We start from the raw sequence: 17,285 nt of genomic DNA on the forward strand, positions 1-17,285 counted from the left end.
TTTATGTCTTCGAATGATAAAGCATAAAGGCGCTTTTGTGCGTTTTAGATGGAAAAGTAGAAATTAGCTTCCTGTCATCCACTGGAACATGGCCGACACAGCCTTTTCAGACCAGTCTTGCTGCGCTTTCAAAATGGCAGAGGCTTCTTGTTTAGAAATCCCACGACCCTTTGCTGTCCAACTTCCCAATGGTTCACCGCTACTTGTGGAAAGATTCAGCGTTCCTTCCGTAAACGTATAGGTTCTACCTGCTTTGTTTTCTGAGCGTGATTGAGTTGTCGTTGATAACAACCACACAACGTTGTCCGTTCCTGCTCGTAGGCCAACTTCAGTGAGCTGACTGGATACGGGATTGAAAAGCGCGTCAGAATCGACTTTAAAAGCGAAGCTTTTTAGTGCGACACCCAATGCCTGTTGAATGGCTTTGACTTTACTGTCCGGTGGAAAAATCGCGCCGGATTTGGAGTAAAGCTCAAGCTTCTGCACTTGCAGCTGTCGCTCAGAGAAAAGTGGAATTAACGACAAATACGCTCGCCAATCTTTAGGGTTAGGCTCTAAATCTAACGCCAGCTTTGCACCAATGGCACGAATGCTGCCGTCTAGTTTGTCAATTTTTTGTCGCAAACGTGAAGCGGCTTTACTGCGGTCAAACGCTTGTAAAGCGTACACATATTGATCATCTTGAAAACGAGCTTGATTTTGGATTTGATCTAACTCGATGTTAACGGACTTAGATTTAGTGTAAGCGGATTGCGCTTTTAAAACGTGTTCTTGCTGCCCTGTTTCTTGGGTAACTTGAATATCCTGAGTGTTGACCTGAGATACTTGAGTTCTAAGTTGCTGGGCAATTTGCGCGTTTCCGTTCTGTTCAGCCTGTTTATAGGCCTCAGCAAGATCTTCGATCTTGCTGTAAGAGCCAACACCGTATAGATAACGAGCATCTTTTGGTGGGTTTGAAATCCATTCAGGCATGGTCGCTACGGCGTTACTTTGAGAGGCAGTATCACCTCCTGAGCCAACGCATGCGGTTAACAAACCGGATAAACAGACACCTAAAATCAGTCGATTATGACGAAAAAAGGTGGATGAAATTCGCATTAGAAGAATCCTTTATCCGCTAATTTCTTGATTTTCTTCTGTCCATTCCAAACTTCACGGTTCGTAGTCATGTTGATAAGTTTCAAATCAACCTGATAAAAAGTAACGCGCTGATCGCCATTGGAATCAACAATAGAGTTTATTGTGCCAGATAAAGCGAATTGAGCTCCTTGCTCTTGACCGAACTCCGCCGCGGTTCCTTCTGCTGAATTCATTTCTTGATCTTCTCGCTCGGTACGGATGTCTTCACGTTCTTCACCTGAAACGACAAAATCTACTTTGCCTTCTTTCAAAAAGCTGCGTTTGATGTCATTGATAAAGGTATCAACAGGGATATGCTCATGGCTTTTGTTTCGAATAGATTGAATGATAACGGTTGGGTTGCCGTCATGCTCGATTTTGTATTTACGGTACCAAGGAAAAGTGAGCATTTCTCCCATCATGGATTCTGCCACCAAACGAGAGTCAGTGTCGTTCCATCGATCAGATAACGCAACCTCTTCGTCCGTACTGATGCGTTTTACTCCACCGCTTGAACAAGCGACGACAGACAGCACAGTGACAAGTAAAAATATAGATTTTGAAAGCGACTTAAACATGAATATGTCTCCCTAAAATAAGTCGGAATAAATGCAGCTATAACTAAATTTAGCTGAATAAAAGATCATTACTAGTTTGGATTTCGAATGTTCCATATGACCAAGTCATCAGTTGTTATTGATGTTTCTGGCATATCAAACGTCGTGTCACCCACATTATAACTCAAAGAGTAATTCCCCGAATCGATCGGCATACGAGTCAAGCGTACTTGAGCGGGTAACGTAAGCCAATTTCGTGTGTCAGCGGCTGAGCTGATAAATACAGCGACCTTGCTAACTAAGCCGATAAGCATACTGGCGCCTTGATCATCGATATTGGATTGAACTTGGTAAGCCAACCAGCCTCGAATCATTTCTCGAATTAGGCTTTCGTAAATGTCTCGCTGAGCCGTTTTAAGCTGATTCTGAAGATAGATATCTGCTAGCGAGGTCATTGTAAGAGAATGATCATCGGTGAATGTTCCAGCCGATACGCCTGTTTTTGATTGATCCAGACTGAATCGAGAGTAATAAGGTACGGTTATTCTAAGAGGTTGCTCCATGAGCATACCGTCTAACCCTGTTGCGCTGAGTTGACTCCAAACCGGGCGGCCTAGGATGACGCGTTTATTAAATAGACCATCGACAGCACGCCACGCGCCACCGGCTTTGTAATTGGCGATTAGGCCTAGTGGAGTAGCATCAGAGTAGACCATGGTAAACCAGCGAAAAGCATCGTTCTCTTCGATACGGCCTCCACCATGAAGAGGTTCCAATACCAGAGAGTAGGCTGCGGGATCGGCGAAAAGCATAAGGGACATTTCTTTTTTTGCAGGCACAAACCCTTGATGCTCTAGGACGACAATTTCAGCATCGTGCTTTTTGTATTCTTCCAACAGTGTTTTGTATGGCGGTGTTAAATGCGCATCAATGGCTTCAGTGACTTCGGAACGACTCCACCCGCCTTTTTGCATCATTCGTATTGCGTCTAACCATGCGCGGGTAGCCGCATCTGGCGTCAAATCGTATTGCTTCGCATAGCCTGCTTCATATAGCTTTGCTGCTGATTCATAGCTGATACGAGCATCGTCGTATTCTTTGCTTTTTTCATACTGAATACCTTCTAGGTAGCGCGCCCACGCATCTTCGCGGTATTCGTATTGATCACTGCTTCTGCCGCCTTGATAAAAGTTACCAAGCCATTCTATTGCTTTCATATAAAAGGCTTGATCTTCTTTAGCGTCTAAATCTTCATAGCTGATTGATTGGGCCGCAATTTCATTTAGCTTTAGGTCGATACGTCTTGCTTCAACCAAAGACGCATCCATGAGCTGTTGTTTTTTCGATGAGCTTGTCGCTTGTTCGGATAAAGCGAGATAGTTGAGAGATTTTAAGTAGCTAATGTAGACTCGCTCAAGTCCATTTCCACGATAATCACTTTGGCGAGGGTTTGTTAGTAGTGCCCATGCTCGGTTGGAATAGCTTGTAGAAAAAAAGGTGTCGCTGATTTTTTCTGCTTCTTCCAGCAGTTCATTACTGCGTTCGTAGTCTTTTTGGTATTGCGCTAATGCCCCTTTTTCAAGATAGAAAAGAAGCTGATCTTGAGAACTGTTAAGCGCTTCGTCCATCGAGCTCTCAGCTGCTTTCCAGTTGCCTTCATGAGCTAACGTAAGACCTTCATCAATATCGTTTCGATAGGTGGCACAGCCACTTAAAATGACCGAGATGAGACATAAAACGACAAACTTCACAGATTAGATTCCTTTCCCTAAAAAATGGTCGATAAATAATATGCCAACTAGTGTGGCACAGCCAAGATAAAGAATCATCCAGCGTAATTGCATACAATATGGACACGGCTTTTTCTTTTTCACTTGTTTTCCTTTTCTTTAAAGCTCGTCCGATGCGCCTTTAGTTTAGTTTGAACGAGTTTAATCTAGATACATATTTTCAGCTTTTTAGAGGAAGGTACATCTTTTTTAGTTAGTTAATCAAAAGGGGTGATAAATTCAAAGAGGATAAAACAAAAAAAGAGGCAAAATGCCTCTTTTTTAAGTCGCTCTGTAGATAGAAAAACAGAGGTTTACTGAGTTGTCTCAGCTTCAGATTGCTGCTTCTGAAGGCTTTCCATATAAAGCGCATCGAAGTTAATAGGTGCAAGCATTACTGGGCTAAAGCTGCCTTTTACGACAACAGCATCAATATTTTCACGAGCATATGGGAATAGAGTGCCTGGGCAGAATGCGCCTAAAGCGTGGTGAAGTTGCTGCTCTTCAAGTCCAGAAATCGTAAACAGTCCGCCTTGTAGAACTTGAACCAAATACGCTGGCTCACCTTCATTTTTAACGTTCACTGTGATTTCAAGAACAACTTCGTATAAATTGTCGCCAACCTGACGGCTCTTTGTATTCAGCTCTAAACCAAGCTCTGGCTTCCATTCTTCCTGAAAAACCATAGGAGAACGAGGAGACTCAAAGGAGATGTCTTTTAAGAAGACACGTTGCATTTGAAGCACAGGACCTTGAGATTGTTGCGCTTCTTGATTATTTTCTTCAGCCATTTTGGTTCCTTGTTTTATCTTTTACATTATTCTAAACAGAAAGCATTGGATCTAGTTTTTGATCTCGTTCGAGAGCAAATAAATCGTCGCAACCACCAACATGATGATCGCCAATCCAAATTTGCGGCACAGTATGGCGTCCGCATTTTTCCATCATTTCTTGGCGTAGCGCACGGTTGCCATCAACATTAATTTCATTAACGTCTACATTCTTAATGCTGAGTAATTGCTTAGCTCGCATGCAAAATGGGCAGTAGTCACTTGAATAGATGGTTACATCAGCCATATTACCCTCTCAATTGTTACGCTTTAACAAGAGGAAGACTGGAGTTCTCCCACTCAGCAATGCCACCTTGAAGTTTGTAAACTTCAAATCCAGCTTTAATAAGCTCTTTCGCGTTTGTTCCGGCCGTCATTCCTGTCTTGCATACAAGAATAATAGGGGTGGATTTGTGTTTCTCAAGCTCTGCATTTTTATCTTTTAGTTTATCTGCAGGAATATTGATGGCACCCGTAATATGACCCGTACGGAATTCTTTGGCAGTTCTAAGATCGACGACTACTGCATCCTTGTTGTTCATCAAGTTTGTTAAACTTGCTGGTGAGATACCTTTGGCGTTTCCTCTCATCTCAACGAACACAACGGTTGCGAGAATTAAGACGAAGATGGCAACCATATCCCAATGGTTGGTAGAAAATTCGAGAATTTGATCAATCATAATGGTAAAAGCCTGTGGTAATTGCATAAGCCTAAGAAAATACGTCAAGCATTATACACGCGCTGTGGAAAGGGTACAGGCTCGGAATGCTACCTTTATTCAAGAGGTCGCAATTTTTTGGTATTAATGAGAGAGTTAAACCGCTGCTAATGGTGCAGAGCGGGTTTATTCGCAAAGCAAAACGCAAAATGGAGCGCAATTATGTTGAATCTTGGTCAAAAATCGAATCTTGAGGTTGGTTTTCTCCGCCAATGTTTACAATTGTGCGTTTTTCTTAGTGCGGTGTTTCTCTTGAGCGGCTGCTCGACTGCTAGCAATAAATCTAATTTTGAAGAAAAACGACAAGAAACTCAGGTCGAGTTATCGGGAAAGTTGGAAGCCCTTTGGGTACGAGCGCATATTATTCCTGACTTACAACGAGGGGCTCCATTAGTCAGTGGCACGGATAGAGGCCAACAAGCCATACTTCAGCAAAACTCTGCTAATTTACAGCTTGCCAATGGGTTGCTTGCCTCTTTAAATAAGCGAGTGGCTGAACGTAAATTAGATGCCAAGCTTGGTGATGTTATTACGTTAACGTTGGTATTGGCGAGCGACAAAAATCAGAGGCAGTTTTCATCTGCCCCTTTACGTATCTGGCGTGGTGATGCGCGCGAATGGGAGCTAAGAAATGCTTCTGGAGAAAGCCTTGCTATGCAAGTCGTTTGGAATGAGCAAGGCCCTCTCTACATAGAAGGTCAGCACGTAGCGGATGTTTCTCTCACAATGCCTAAAACGCCTTTTATGACGAATGTGTTTTATTACGGAGAAGCCGTTGTTGCGCAAAAAGCATTGTCCCTGTTGCTCTCTATTGATGTTGCGCCTTAGTGGCTTTTCTATTCCAACATTGAGATTCGATTATTGCGCGTTGGTTGAATCGAAAATTTTGTCTGCGTTCCCTTCGATGAAACTGTCGAATAGTTGCCCATCCGCTTGCTTATGGCGTTTAGCGAATTCGTAAAAACAGCTTGGAATTGTGCTTTTTTTGTCGCCTGAAAACGTGATTTCAACCTTATCTGCCATCGTTGACGATTGTTCCAAATACACCTCTGGTGAGCCTTTGATTAAACCACCTGTGCTGTTGAGAGTGTATCCTTCGTCTTGTAAAAGTGAATTCACTTCTTCAATGGTGGGGAACTTTTCAAGGTGGTTAATGCTCACAGTAAAGTGGTTTGCTTGAAGCCCCATGGTAGACAGCCACGCCGCGTATTCAGAGTGCTCTGCTAAGGTAAGGTAGTCTTCTTCAGAAATTGCATTCCAAAGTGTTCCAGCCCAAAATATTTCAGGGGACTTAACAATGTCTTCCGAAATTTGATCCGTCAGCTTAGAAATAATGTGTTGGCATTTTTCCGGAAGCTCTTCTGTTAGCAGTTCGGATAAAAAGATTTTTGGCGCGTTCTCGTCTGATTCATGTTTATAACAACGCGCTTTTAGGTGTTTATTTTCAAAGCGAAAAGCGCCATAGGCTGTGTACCCTAGTGCAGACAGTTGAGGCTCAAGTTTTTCAAGCTCAATAGGTGAATGGTTAAACGTTCGAAATGCGACGTGGTCGTTTAGGACCGTTTCTCCGTGGCTTTGGAAAAGAGATTGGATGCGCTGAGCCTGCGGGGTGATTTTTGTGTATTGCGCCCATAGAGCATCGAAAAAGTCGGCAGTATTCATATTATCCTAACCTTCAACATGTGTTCATTTGAAATATCTAAGTTTAATAAAGACACTGTATGTTAGCTTGATGAGGTTATACAAAAGGTAAAAAAGCACTTAATGATGCAAAAAAGTCATGCTAGCGTGATTTATCACAACCCCAGTTAATGGATAGGTGAGGTTTCTAGGCTGTGTTTCGCCGATAAAATGGTATTGATTAGGTGTGCAGGAAAGCTTCTCTCTTTACTGTGTGCTAACCCTACAATTCGCTTGAGTTTGACGTCATTAATCGGGCGTAGGCAGATGTCCGAACGGCCTCTTGAAGAGTGTTCGGGGATCAATGAAATCCCCAATCCTGCGGCAACAAGATCCAGCGCATATTCTTCTGTTTTTACCTGAGCGCGGATGTCGGTTTTAAGCCCTTGTTCTTGCATGAGGTAATTCCACGACTCAAGAATGTCGCACGGTGTACGAGAAATAAAGGGTTGTCGATCTATTTGCTTGATAGATAAAGATGGAAACTCGCTAAGCCAATGTCCTTTTGGCATTGCGATCACATAATCGTCTTCCCAGAGCGGGTAAAAAACATCGTCCTTTGACGTGTAGCGATTACAAGTAAAGCGCAAATCGGCGCTCTCTGATTCGTCCACTAAACTCAATGTTAACCCTTGAATTTCATCGAGCATTTTCTTTATTACCTGACTGATCAGCACGCCGGACAAAAAGGGCGTTAAAGAAATGGAAAGAGACAGCGGTGTCGTCGTTTCGGAAAAAAGCCCTCGCAGTGAATTGAGATCGTTCACCATCTTACAGGCGTGTGGATACAATTGACTGCCGCTATCCGTCGGGGAGACTCCTTTTGAATGTCGCACAAACAGCTTTGTGTTCAGATCTTCTTCTAATTGAGCGAGTCGGGCCGAAATAGAAGGTTGGGCAACGAAGCAGCGTTTTGCGGCAGCACTTAAACTGCGCTCTTCAAATACGGCGATAAAATATCGGAGGGAGCGTATATCCAAGGCAAAGTTCCTTTCTTTTATTTTCGGTTAAGACGCTTTTGATCTTTGCATTATGTTCTTTGCTATAGGAAAAAACTAGATCACCAGCAGGAAATCAATATTTCAAATCGATAGCAAGGCTGGGTACTGTGTCAGAAATTCAATTAATTTATTGTGAGGTCGGATATGACATTGGCTTGTTTGGAAACACTTGGCATACATTCACTGAAACAAGGTGATACGTTTTACAGTGTGCTGACGGGGAATACCCGTGAAATGGGGCAAGGCCATTCATTTTCAGCCCATAGCCCGATCGATGGCTCAGGACTATCTCAATTTAATAATGCCACGCCTGAACAGCTCTCTTCTGTAGTCGGTGAACTTCAAGATGCATTTAAGTCGCTTCGTACTATTCCAGCACCTCGTCGCGGCGAATTGGTTCGTAGAATTGGTGAAGAAGCCCGAAAGTATAAAGAAGAGTTGGCTCAGGTTATTTCGCTTGAGGCGGGTAAAATTCTTCCTGAAGCGTTGGGTGAAGTTCAAGAGTGGATCGATGTATGCGATTACGCGGTGGGTCAATCACGCATGTTGCATGGCTTGTCGATTGTATCTGAACGTCCGGGGCACAGAATGATGGAGCAATGGCAACCACTTGGACCTGTTGCGGTTATTACAGCGTTTAACTTTCCAATGGCTGTTTGGTCTTGGAATGCCATGTTGGGCTTAGTTTGTGGCGACCCTATCTTGCTTAAACCATCAGAGAAAGCGCCTTTGTGCGCGTTGGCAATGTATCAGATCGCACAAAATGTGATCGCCGAAATGCCAGACATTCCTAAGGCGTCCGTGAGTGTCATGATTGGTGACCGCGACCTTGGAGAGGCCATCGCATCGAATCCTGCTTTCCCTCTTGTTTCTGCAACGGGCTCAACCGCGATGGGGAAAGCGGTTGCTCAAACCGTTGCTGCACGTTTGGGTCGATCTCTTTTAGAGCTTGGGGGAAACAACGCAATGATTGTTTCACCGACGGCTGATTTGGATTTGGCATTAAGAGCCATCGTTTTCTCCGCAGCGGGTACCGCTGGACAACGTTGTACGACGCTTAGACGACTCATAACGCACGAATCTGTTGTAGATGGTTTGGTTGAGCGTTTGGTCAAATCGTATGCTTCTTTGAGTATTGGTCACCCAATGGAAGAGGGAAATCTCGTTGGACCATTAATTGATGAAACGAGCTTTGGGCGTATGCAAGCTGCACTTAATGCTGCGAAAGAGCAAGGCGGAGAAGTGGTTTACGGCGGCGAGCGAGTGATTGCAAATGTCCCAGCGGGTGGTTTCTATGTTAAACCAGCGATTGTACGAATTGCGCACGATGCAGAGATTGTTCAAGAAGAGACCTTTGCTCCAATCTTATATGTATTAACTTACACTGACTTTGACGAAGCGATTGAAATTCAAAATAACGTGCCTCAAGGCTTATCGTCTGCTGTGTTTACGGAAAGTATGAGAGAAGCTGAGTTGTTTATGTCTCCAGCAGGCTCTGACTGTGGTATTGCTAACGTGAATATCGGTACATCGGGTGCAGAGATTGGCGGTGCTTTCGGCGGTGAAAAAGAAACGGGTGGCGGTCGAGAATCCGGATCAGATGCATGGCGTAATTACATGCGTCGAACAACGAACACCGTTAACTACGGTGGCGATTTGCCGTTGGCTCAGGGCATTGTGTTCGAATAACCTGCGTCTTTTTTGACTCCATCAAAGCGACGTAGACAACATTACGTTCTTTATCTTTGTGTGTCTCATTCTAAAAGGCTGAGGTGATCATGGCAGTGGAACCGGTTTGTAATTCTTTATGGCGTGCGAGCGCGGGCGTTACGCTCGATTTGGCGTCTTTAACATCCGACCTTACGGTTGATGTTGCCATTGTCGGTGCCGGTTTTACTGGATTATCCACTGCCTTGCATCTGGCCAAAAAAGGCATATCAGTCGCTGTGCTAGAAGCTCAAGATGTCGGTTTTGGCGGCTCAGGGCGTAATGTAGGTTTGGTTAATGCCGGATTGTGGCTGGAACCCGAAGCGTTGGATAAGCAGTTAGGGGCAGAAGCGGGACAGCGGCTTTATGATGCGCTGGCCGTAGCGCCTGATGCTGTTTTCCAGTTGATCGATGAATATCAAATAGAATGCGAACCTACTCGAAATGGTACATTGCATGCCGGAGTGGGCAAAGCAGGCTTAGAGCAATTACAGCGGCGCTGTGAACAGCTCCAACAGCGCGGTGCGCCTGTTCAGTTATTAAATGCTCTCGAAGCGCAACAGAAAATAGGCTCTCAGAAGTTTAATTCTGCGCTGTTTGATCCTAGAGCCGGTACGATTCAGCCGTTGGCGTACGCGAAAGGGCTCGCAAAAGCCGCGCTTCAGGAAGGAGCTCAAATATTCGAACACTCCCCCGTTGTTTCTATTGCTACCGAGAGTGGTGGTTGGAAGCTGCAAACAGAAAATGGCTCAGTGACCGCGCAAAAAGTAGTTGTAGCGACCAATGCTTATTGTGAGTTTGGTGTTCAGGAGCAAGCAAGAAAGTTTGTGCCTATTCACTACAGTCAATTGGCGACGAAACCACTGGTCGAACAAGAGTTATCGACGATTCTGCCGAACAAAGAAGGGTGTTGGGATACGTGCACCGTGATGAGCTCTTTTCGCTTAGATCAGCAAGGTCGATTGATTTTTGGAGGAATGGGAGACACTGGCCAAACACTGACGAATTGGGCGACACAACGAGTGCGCGAGTTGTTTCCAATGCTATCAAAGGTCGAGTGGGAGTATTGCTGGTCAGGAAAAATCGCGTACAGCGAAGATCATTTACCTCACTGCCAACAATTGCAACGAGGCTTGTACAGTGTGGCGGGCTACAGTGGACGAGGCATCGGCCCAGGCACTGTCATGGGGAAAGAACTTGCGCAATGGTTTAGCGGCGAAATAGCAAACTTATCGGCGCCTAACTCCAAATTGCGTGATATGCCATTACGAGAGATAAAGCGTGTTTTCTATGAAGTGGGGGCGAAAGCCTATCATTTGGGTCAACGTTCTCACATCTTAACCTGATACTGTATTTAAGTGCATGATCGCTTTCCCAATTGATCCCGATATGCGATACAATTTTAGCTCTGGGTATCATAATTGGAAGGATCATGCGGCGTTATATCCCGTCTTCAACCGCGTTAAAATGCTTTGAAGCATCTGTACGACATCTTAGTTTTACCCGTGCTGCCGAAGAGCTGCACCTCACTCAAAGTGCGGTAAGTCGTCAAATTCGAAATCTTGAAGAATTTCTATCTAGAGAGTTGTTTATTCGCCTTAATAAACGCTTGGTTTTGACGGGCACCGGAGCGGCTTATTACAAAGAAATTTTACCGCTACTTGATGCAATGGAAGGTGCTTGCTTGCGCATGTTGCGCCGTGAAGACGAGAAAACGACGCTTAAAATTACGTCCCTACCGACATTAGCCTCACACTGGTTGATTCCAAAACTCAGCGAATTTCAGGAATTGCACCCAGAGCTTCAGATTAAAGTGAACTCATTGGAGAGCACTTCAAGCATAGACGAAGAGAGCACCGACATTCTATTGCATTATGGTGGAGATCATTGGCCACAGGGGATCTCCCATCACTTGATGAGTGAGCAAGTCATTGCAGTATGCTCACCGCAGCTCATTGGTTTACCCACCCATCGCCGTATACTGGGTAAGCCGGCGGAAGAAGATGTGCAAAAAGTAAAAGCGAACGTATTGAACTATGACTTGATTCATCTTTCGTCGCGTGTGAATGCATGGCCTGATTGGCTGGCGGCTCATAAATTAGAGCAAAGTACGCTTTCTGGTGCTACGTTTGAACATTTCCATATGTTGCTAGAAGCCGCAAAGCAATCGATGGGCGTGGCGATTTTACCGACCTTTATTGTAAAACAAGGCTTGGAAAGCGGGGAATTGATCTCTCCATTTGGTGATGCAATTGAGACCCCTCATGAGTACTTTTTGTCTTATCCAGCCGGAAAGGCAGATTTAGAGCAAGTCGTCATGTTTCGAGATTGGTTATTAGGGTAACGACAGATTTGTGTGTGCGTTATTCACAAACAAGATTTGCGTCTCATTTACAAAAAACACGACCTCTGTGGTAGTATCAAAAGAATAATTATAACGAACAACTTTAGCCACACTTAAAATGTTTAGCCGTTCATGACACCAGAATGCATTTCTAGGGGGGATTGAACCGCTGAACTCAATCGTATTGAGTTAAGAACACTAATGGGATGAAGATAATGAGCAAGAAAACAACCGCCTTGTTTATTTTGGATGGCTGGGGTTACAGCGAAACGTCCAAGTCAAATGCAATTGCAGCTGCTAATACACCAAATTGGGATGCGCTTTGGAGCACAAAGCCGCATACCTTGATAGAAACATCCGGTATGGCTGTAGGGCTTCCTGAGGGGCAAATGGGCAACTCTGAAGTAGGTCATATGAACCTTGGAGCGGGTCGCGTTGTTTATCAAAACTTCACTCGCATTAGTAAAGCCATAGACGATGGCAGCTTTTATGAAAACGCTGAACTCGTTAACACAATTGATAGCGCGGTAAGTGCAGGTAAAGCGGTCCACATTTTAGGCCTGCTGTCTGCTGGTGGTGTTCATAGCCATCACGAGCATATTATGGCCATGGCTGAATTAGCAGTAAAACGCGGTGCTAAAGCGATATATGTACATGGCTTTACCGATGGCCGCGATACGCCGCCACGTTCCGCTCAAGGCCCCGTTTCTGATCTGGATGCTAAGCTAAAAGAGCTCGGTGTTGGTAAAATTGCAACATTAGTTGGCCGTTACTTTGCAATGGATCGTGATAACCGTTGGGAGCGCGTTCAACAAGCGTACGATGCGATTGTATCAGGTGAGGGTTTGCACTTTGCTGAATCAGCAGAGCAGGCCATTGTTGCAGCCTATGAGCGCGATGAGAATGATGAGTTCCTAAAAGCCACTGTGATTGGTGATGCGGTCAAGGTTGAAGATGGAGATGCTATCGTATTTGCAAACTTCCGTCCTGACCGTGCTCGTCAATTGACGCGAGCTTTTACTGACGCTGGCTTTTCAGGTTTCGAGCGCAGTGCCGTACCGGCTCTATCAGGGTTCGTAACATTTACCGAATACGCATCGGATATTTCTGCATCTGTCGCTTTTCCTCCTGTCGCTCTTTCCAACACCTTGGGTGAGATTCTGTCGAAGGAAAACAAAACGCAATTAAGAATCGCAGAAACAGAAAAATACGCTCACGTAACGTTCTTTTTCAATGGTGGAGAAGAAGCGGTATTTGAAGGCGAAGAGCGAGAGCTGATTCCGTCTCCTGATGTGGCGACTTATGATTTGAAACCTGAAATGAGTGCGCCAGAAGTAACAGACAAGCTGGTTGAAGTCATTGAAGCAGGCAAATACGATACCATTATTTGCAACTTTGCCAACGGCGATATGGTCGGGCACAGCGGTATTTTCGATGCGGCAGTAAAAGCAGTCGAAGCGGTCGATTCCTGTATAGGTCGTGTTATCGCCGCGCTAGAGAAAAACGGCGGTCAGTGTTTGATAACAGCAGATCATGGTAATGTAGAGCAAATGTTAAGTGATGATGGCACCCAGCCATTAACATCGCATACGTTGGAGCCAGTTCCATTAGTGCTGTATTCCCCAGATGAAAATGTATCCATTAAAAACGGCGCACTGTGTGATATTGCACCGACTCTATTGGATATGATGGGAATGGAAAAACCGGATGAAATGACAGGAGCAAGCTTACTGGTTCGTAAATAACCAGAGTAAGCTGAGTTCTGTTCGTATGTATTGTAGTCAAGCAGTTAAGGTTTGAAATGTTGTTGAGAGCTTTCTTCAGTCTGTGTTTAATTTGCATATCCTCGTTTGGGCTTGCGGCTCAACCACAGACCCCCGAGGAAGCTCGAAAACAAATTGAGACCTTACATAAAGATCTAACTAAGCTTAATGGCTGGCTTAAAGAAATTAAGTCTGAACGCTCTGATGTGGAAAACCAGTTGGAGTCTAAAGAGCAAAGCATCCAGTTACTGCATAAGAAAATTGAGGAGTTACGGCAAAGCCTAAAAAAAGGCGAAAAGCAGCTCTCGGATTTATCCAAACAGCAACGAACTCTACAACTCAGTATCCAGCAACAAAATGATCAAATAGCCGCCCAACTTAGGGCGGTTTATCGTTCTGGGGAACAAGATGGCCTAAAGCTGTTATTGAGCGACAGTCAAAGCGCCGATTCGATGAGGCTCGTACACTACAACCGTTATTTTTCTCAAGCACGTCAGTCTGTGATTAACGGTTACATTAACGAGGTAAGAGAACTTAACCTCGTAGAAAAGAGTATTCGTAGCCATCGGGCTCAACAGGTACAAGAACAAGCAAGTCTTCAAAAGCAGCGTGGCCTTCTGAAATCGGAACACGCTCAAAGAAAGCAGCTTTTAGCAAAGCTAAATCAAGATTTAAAATCTGGGAATCAAAAGCAAGCACAGCTGTCCAAAAACCGAAAGCAACTTGAGACGTTGCTAGAGCGTTTGGAAGAAGCATTGGCAGATATTCAGATTCCTGATCAGGATGTGTCGTTTGCAAGTCAGAAAGGAAAGTTAGTGCGTCCTATTGCTCGGCTTAAAAAAGTACCAAACAATGGGCAAATCAATCTCGGAGGCATTACACTTAAAGCCAAAGAAGGCGACAATGTAAGAGCAATCTTCCATGGACGAGTGGTTTTTGCCGATTGGATGCGTGGCTTTGGCTTTTTGATTATTTTAGATCACGGTGACGGCTATATGTCTCTATATGGCTATAACCAAAGTTTATTGAAAGACGTAGGTGAATGGGTTGCTGCAAACGAAATAATAGCAACCGTCGGTAGCAGTGGTGGACGTTTGGATCCAGGCCTGTTTTTTGCCATCCGCCATAACAGTATTCCACTGTCTCCATTGAAGTGGGTAGGAAGAGGGTAGTGGTTTTTGCTCTCACTACGATCGAGTTAGGATAAATTATGAGAATTATGAACAACCTACTGCTCAGCGCTTCACTCTTGCTAGTAGTTTCACCCAGTATTGCGCAAGAGCAATCGTCTATCCCATTAGAAGAAATACAGTCCTTTGTGGAAACATTTGAGACCATCAGAGAAGGTTATGTAGAAGATCTGGATGATAGAGCCATTCTCGATAAAGCTCTGAAAGGGATGGTTTCTGCGCTTGACCCGCATTCAAATTATCTTACCAGTGAAGAGATGCGCGAGTTTGAGAAGGTCACGTCGGGAAACTATGCCGGCATTGGCATCGAAGTTGAAATTGAGAACAATTTATTAACTATTGTAGCGCCAATTGATGGATCACCTGCTAAGGAAGTGGGCTTAGAGCCGGGCGATGTGATTATTAGGATCGATGATCAGCTGGTTTCTGGTATGAGCTTACAGGACGTCACGGTTCTTATGCGTGGAGAAGTTGGCACACGAGTGCGTCTAGATGTTCAGCGTGATGATCAAATTAAAGAATATGAAATTGAAAGGCAATTGATTGAAGAGTCGAGTATTACGCAAAAATGGCTCGATCAGGAAGACGGTATTGCCTACATCCGATTAAGTCAGTTTCAAGGGGATTCTGGGGAAGAGTTCGCGAATGCCATTAAACAGCTAAAGCAAGACCATTCGATTGACAGTATGATCCTCGATCTACGTAATAATCCGGGTGGCGTATTGCAAAGCGCTGTGTCCATTGTCGATTCGTTAGTGGATAACGGCATGATCGTTTATACAGACGGACGTCATCAGCTGGCAAAAACAGAGTTTAAGGCAACAAAGAAAGCCACCTTACTGCCTGATGAGCCTATTATTGTTATGATCAATGAAGGATCTGCCTCTGCTTCTGAAGTCGTTGCAGGTGCATTACAGGATCATAAACGTGCTGTCATACTAGGAACTGAGAGTTTTGGTAAGGGGACAGTGCAAACGGTTGTTCCTTTAACTAATGGCGCAGCCGTGAAGCTGACAACCGCTTTGTACTTCACGCCTAATGGTCGCTCTATTCAAGCTCAAGGTATTCGTCCTGATATTATCATTCCTCAAGCGGATGTTTCGGTTCCTGATGATGCTTTCTTTATTAAAGAAGCGGAATTAAAAGGTCATATCGGTAATGGAACTGGAGGAGAGGAACGTACTAGCTCAGATGTAAACTCAGACCTCAATCAACTGGCGGTATCTGATTTTCAACTGTTTCAAGCTTTAACTATTCTACAAAGTGCCTCGAAGTTAACTAAGAAATTGTAAATGATCTTCTTTAAATCCGTGAAAAATCGCAGTCTGAATAAGATTGCGATTTTTATTTTTTTGGCCTCTGCAATTTTTCCTTCGTATTTGATGGCTCACGATACTACGCCAGAGCGATTGGGCCCCGTTGTTTCAACTTCTAATGCTGTATCGACTCCTCAGGCATCGAGCGTGATGTATCCATTCTCTGGCGAGGGGCTATTAAACGAAGAAGGAAAGGCGGCAAAATTAAGCTCGCCTTCAATAGACTCGCTCTCAATGGACTCCCTTTCAATGGACTCTTTGTCAATGGACAGGGTATTGGGGCCTTGGATTTTGCCGTCAGATTCTTCTTTGCATCACGTCAACTTTACCGCTCCACCGAGCTTATTGGGGCATGGCAAAACAAACGCCGAAGAAGACACAGAAGTAAATGTCGAATCAAGTCGTCAGCCAAAGATCAGTATTATTATCGACGATGTGGGATACAATCGTCGCGGTATGGAATCATCCTTAAAACTGCCAACAGAAGTAGCGCTTGCCATTCTTCCTCATACACCGTTTGGGGAAAAAACCGCGTTAAAGTCGATGGAGCAAAACCGAACCACACTGTTGCATGCACCGATGGAAAACCAGCGTGAATTGAAACTCGGCCCAGGTGGTCTCTATGTATCGATGAGTGAGCATGAATTTAAGTCTGTCTTACGTGATGATTTAGCGAATTTACCCGGTATAAAAGGCGTGAACAACCACATGGGAAGTCTGCTCACGACCAACGCGCAAGCGATGAATTGGGTCATGCAGGTACTAGGTGAAAGTAATCTATTTTTCATTGACAGTGTGACCAGTGCAGAGAGTGTTGCTTATACCATGGCACAACGGCACAGCTTATTAGCGTCAAAACGTGATGTTTTTTTGGACAATGTTCGAGAAGTAAACGCGATTGATCGGCAATTTCAAAAACTCATACAGTTAGCCCATAAAAATGGTCAGGCAATCGCAATCGGCCATCCTTACCCTGAAACCATGGCTTATTTACTTAAACGCCTCGCTGACTTAAACGATGTCTCTGTTCGTTTAGTCCCCATCGATGACATGATCACACCGCCGAGTCGTTAGGGGCGTTTTACTTCTACGACTTTTGGCTAATCCTTCGGATTTCATATTTTTGATAGTGTTGGATTTACGCAAAAAACCGGATGATTCTGAAAAAAAATAAGAGTATTTTGAAAGACGCTCTTCTCGTTGTTTCGTATTCTTAAGGTTCGTTTTATCGACTCTTCCATTTTGCCGTGTTCAATATGAGTTTGCACATCTCTAGTGCAAATTGATCCT

General features: G+C 44.4%; 16 protein-coding genes. 8 read left to right on the forward strand and 8 right to left on the reverse strand.

Annotated elements, in window-relative coordinates; all coding sequences use genetic code 11:
* Window positions 1-63 precede the first annotated feature (63 nt).
* The 6 genes from DFP79_RS07555 to DFP79_RS07580 form a co-directional block, all read right to left on the reverse strand.
* Window positions 64-1,098 carry an LPP20 family lipoprotein gene (locus DFP79_RS07555; protein ID WP_133503332.1) on the reverse strand — a complete coding sequence of 345 codons (1,035 nt, stop codon included), beginning with the start codon at window positions 1,096-1,098 and terminating at the stop codon, window positions 64-66.
* Window positions 1,098-1,697, reverse strand: coding sequence for a penicillin-binding protein activator LpoB (locus DFP79_RS07560; protein WP_133503333.1), 600 nt, complete (start codon window positions 1,695-1,697; stop codon window positions 1,098-1,100). Before DFP79_RS07560 ends, DFP79_RS07555 begins: the two co-directional genes overlap by 1 nt.
* Before the next feature lie 71 nt (window positions 1,698-1,768).
* Window positions 1,769-3,427: a COG3014 family protein gene (locus DFP79_RS07565; protein WP_133503334.1), complete on the reverse strand. Its 1,659-nt coding sequence runs from the start codon at window positions 3,425-3,427 to the stop codon at window positions 1,769-1,771.
* A gap of 332 nt (window positions 3,428-3,759) precedes the next feature.
* Window positions 3,760-4,236, reverse strand: a complete 477-nt coding sequence (gene secB / locus DFP79_RS07570) for a protein-export chaperone SecB (protein ID WP_133503335.1) — start codon at window positions 4,234-4,236, stop codon at window positions 3,760-3,762.
* Window positions 4,237-4,267: 31 nt separating this feature from the next.
* Window positions 4,268-4,522: a glutaredoxin 3 gene (gene grxC / locus DFP79_RS07575; RefSeq protein WP_133503336.1), complete on the reverse strand. Its 255-nt coding sequence runs from the start codon at window positions 4,520-4,522 to the stop codon at window positions 4,268-4,270.
* A 16-nt stretch (window positions 4,523-4,538) separates the two neighbouring features.
* A complete protein-coding gene (locus DFP79_RS07580; protein WP_133503337.1) occupies window positions 4,539-4,955 on the reverse strand; it encodes a rhodanese-like domain-containing protein in 417 nt (138 codons plus the stop codon).
* A gap of 201 nt (window positions 4,956-5,156) precedes the next feature.
* Between DFP79_RS07580 and DFP79_RS07585 the strand changes: the two genes are divergently transcribed.
* Window positions 5,157-5,822 (forward strand): hypothetical protein, encoded by a 666-nt coding sequence (locus DFP79_RS07585; protein ID WP_133503338.1) that lies wholly within the window; start codon window positions 5,157-5,159, stop codon window positions 5,820-5,822.
* Window positions 5,823-5,852: 30 nt separating this feature from the next.
* On the opposite strand, the gene DFP79_RS07590 is transcribed toward DFP79_RS07585, so the two are convergent.
* Window positions 5,853-6,656, reverse strand: a complete 804-nt coding sequence (locus DFP79_RS07590) for a DUF1338 domain-containing protein (RefSeq protein ID WP_133503339.1) — start codon at window positions 6,654-6,656, stop codon at window positions 5,853-5,855.
* Between the two features lie 146 nt (window positions 6,657-6,802).
* Complete coding sequence (locus DFP79_RS07595; RefSeq protein ID WP_133503340.1) at window positions 6,803-7,654, reverse strand: LysR family transcriptional regulator; 852 nt, start codon at window positions 7,652-7,654, stop codon at window positions 6,803-6,805.
* Between the two features lie 165 nt (window positions 7,655-7,819).
* Here DFP79_RS07595 and amaB point away from each other — a divergent pair, with 165 nt between their 5' ends.
* The 7 genes from amaB to DFP79_RS07630 all read left to right on the forward strand — a co-directional run bounded on the left by amaB (window position 7,820) and on the right by DFP79_RS07630 (window position 17,069).
* Window positions 7,820-9,364, forward strand: coding sequence for an L-piperidine-6-carboxylate dehydrogenase (gene amaB, locus DFP79_RS07600; RefSeq protein WP_133503341.1), 1,545 nt, complete (start codon window positions 7,820-7,822; stop codon window positions 9,362-9,364).
* An 89-nt stretch (window positions 9,365-9,453) separates the two neighbouring features.
* On the forward strand, window positions 9,454-10,728 hold the full coding sequence (locus tag DFP79_RS07605) for an NAD(P)/FAD-dependent oxidoreductase (protein ID WP_133503342.1): 1,275 nt from the start codon (window positions 9,454-9,456) through the stop codon (window positions 10,726-10,728).
* An 86-nt stretch (window positions 10,729-10,814) separates the two neighbouring features.
* Window positions 10,815-11,726, forward strand: a complete 912-nt coding sequence (locus DFP79_RS07610) for a LysR substrate-binding domain-containing protein (protein ID WP_133503343.1) — start codon at window positions 10,815-10,817, stop codon at window positions 11,724-11,726.
* A 215-nt stretch (window positions 11,727-11,941) separates the two neighbouring features.
* Window positions 11,942-13,471, forward strand: coding sequence for a 2,3-bisphosphoglycerate-independent phosphoglycerate mutase (gpmI, locus tag DFP79_RS07615; protein WP_133503344.1), 1,530 nt, complete (start codon window positions 11,942-11,944; stop codon window positions 13,469-13,471).
* A gap of 56 nt (window positions 13,472-13,527) precedes the next feature.
* Window positions 13,528-14,661: a murein hydrolase activator EnvC family protein gene (locus DFP79_RS07620; RefSeq protein WP_133503345.1), complete on the forward strand. Its 1,134-nt coding sequence runs from the start codon at window positions 13,528-13,530 to the stop codon at window positions 14,659-14,661.
* A gap of 38 nt (window positions 14,662-14,699) precedes the next feature.
* The gene (locus DFP79_RS07625; protein ID WP_133503346.1) at window positions 14,700-15,971 is read left to right on the forward strand and encodes a S41 family peptidase; all 1,272 of its coding nucleotides are present in this window, start codon (window positions 14,700-14,702) and stop codon (window positions 15,969-15,971) included.
* On the forward strand, window positions 15,972-17,069 hold the full coding sequence (locus DFP79_RS07630) for a divergent polysaccharide deacetylase family protein (protein WP_243730226.1): 1,098 nt from the start codon (window positions 15,972-15,974) through the stop codon (window positions 17,067-17,069).
* Window positions 17,070-17,285: the final 216 nt, after the last annotated feature.

It is taken from the genome of Marinomonas balearica (assembly GCF_004362145.1).
GTDB lineage: Bacteria > Pseudomonadota > Gammaproteobacteria > Pseudomonadales > Marinomonadaceae > Marinomonas > Marinomonas balearica.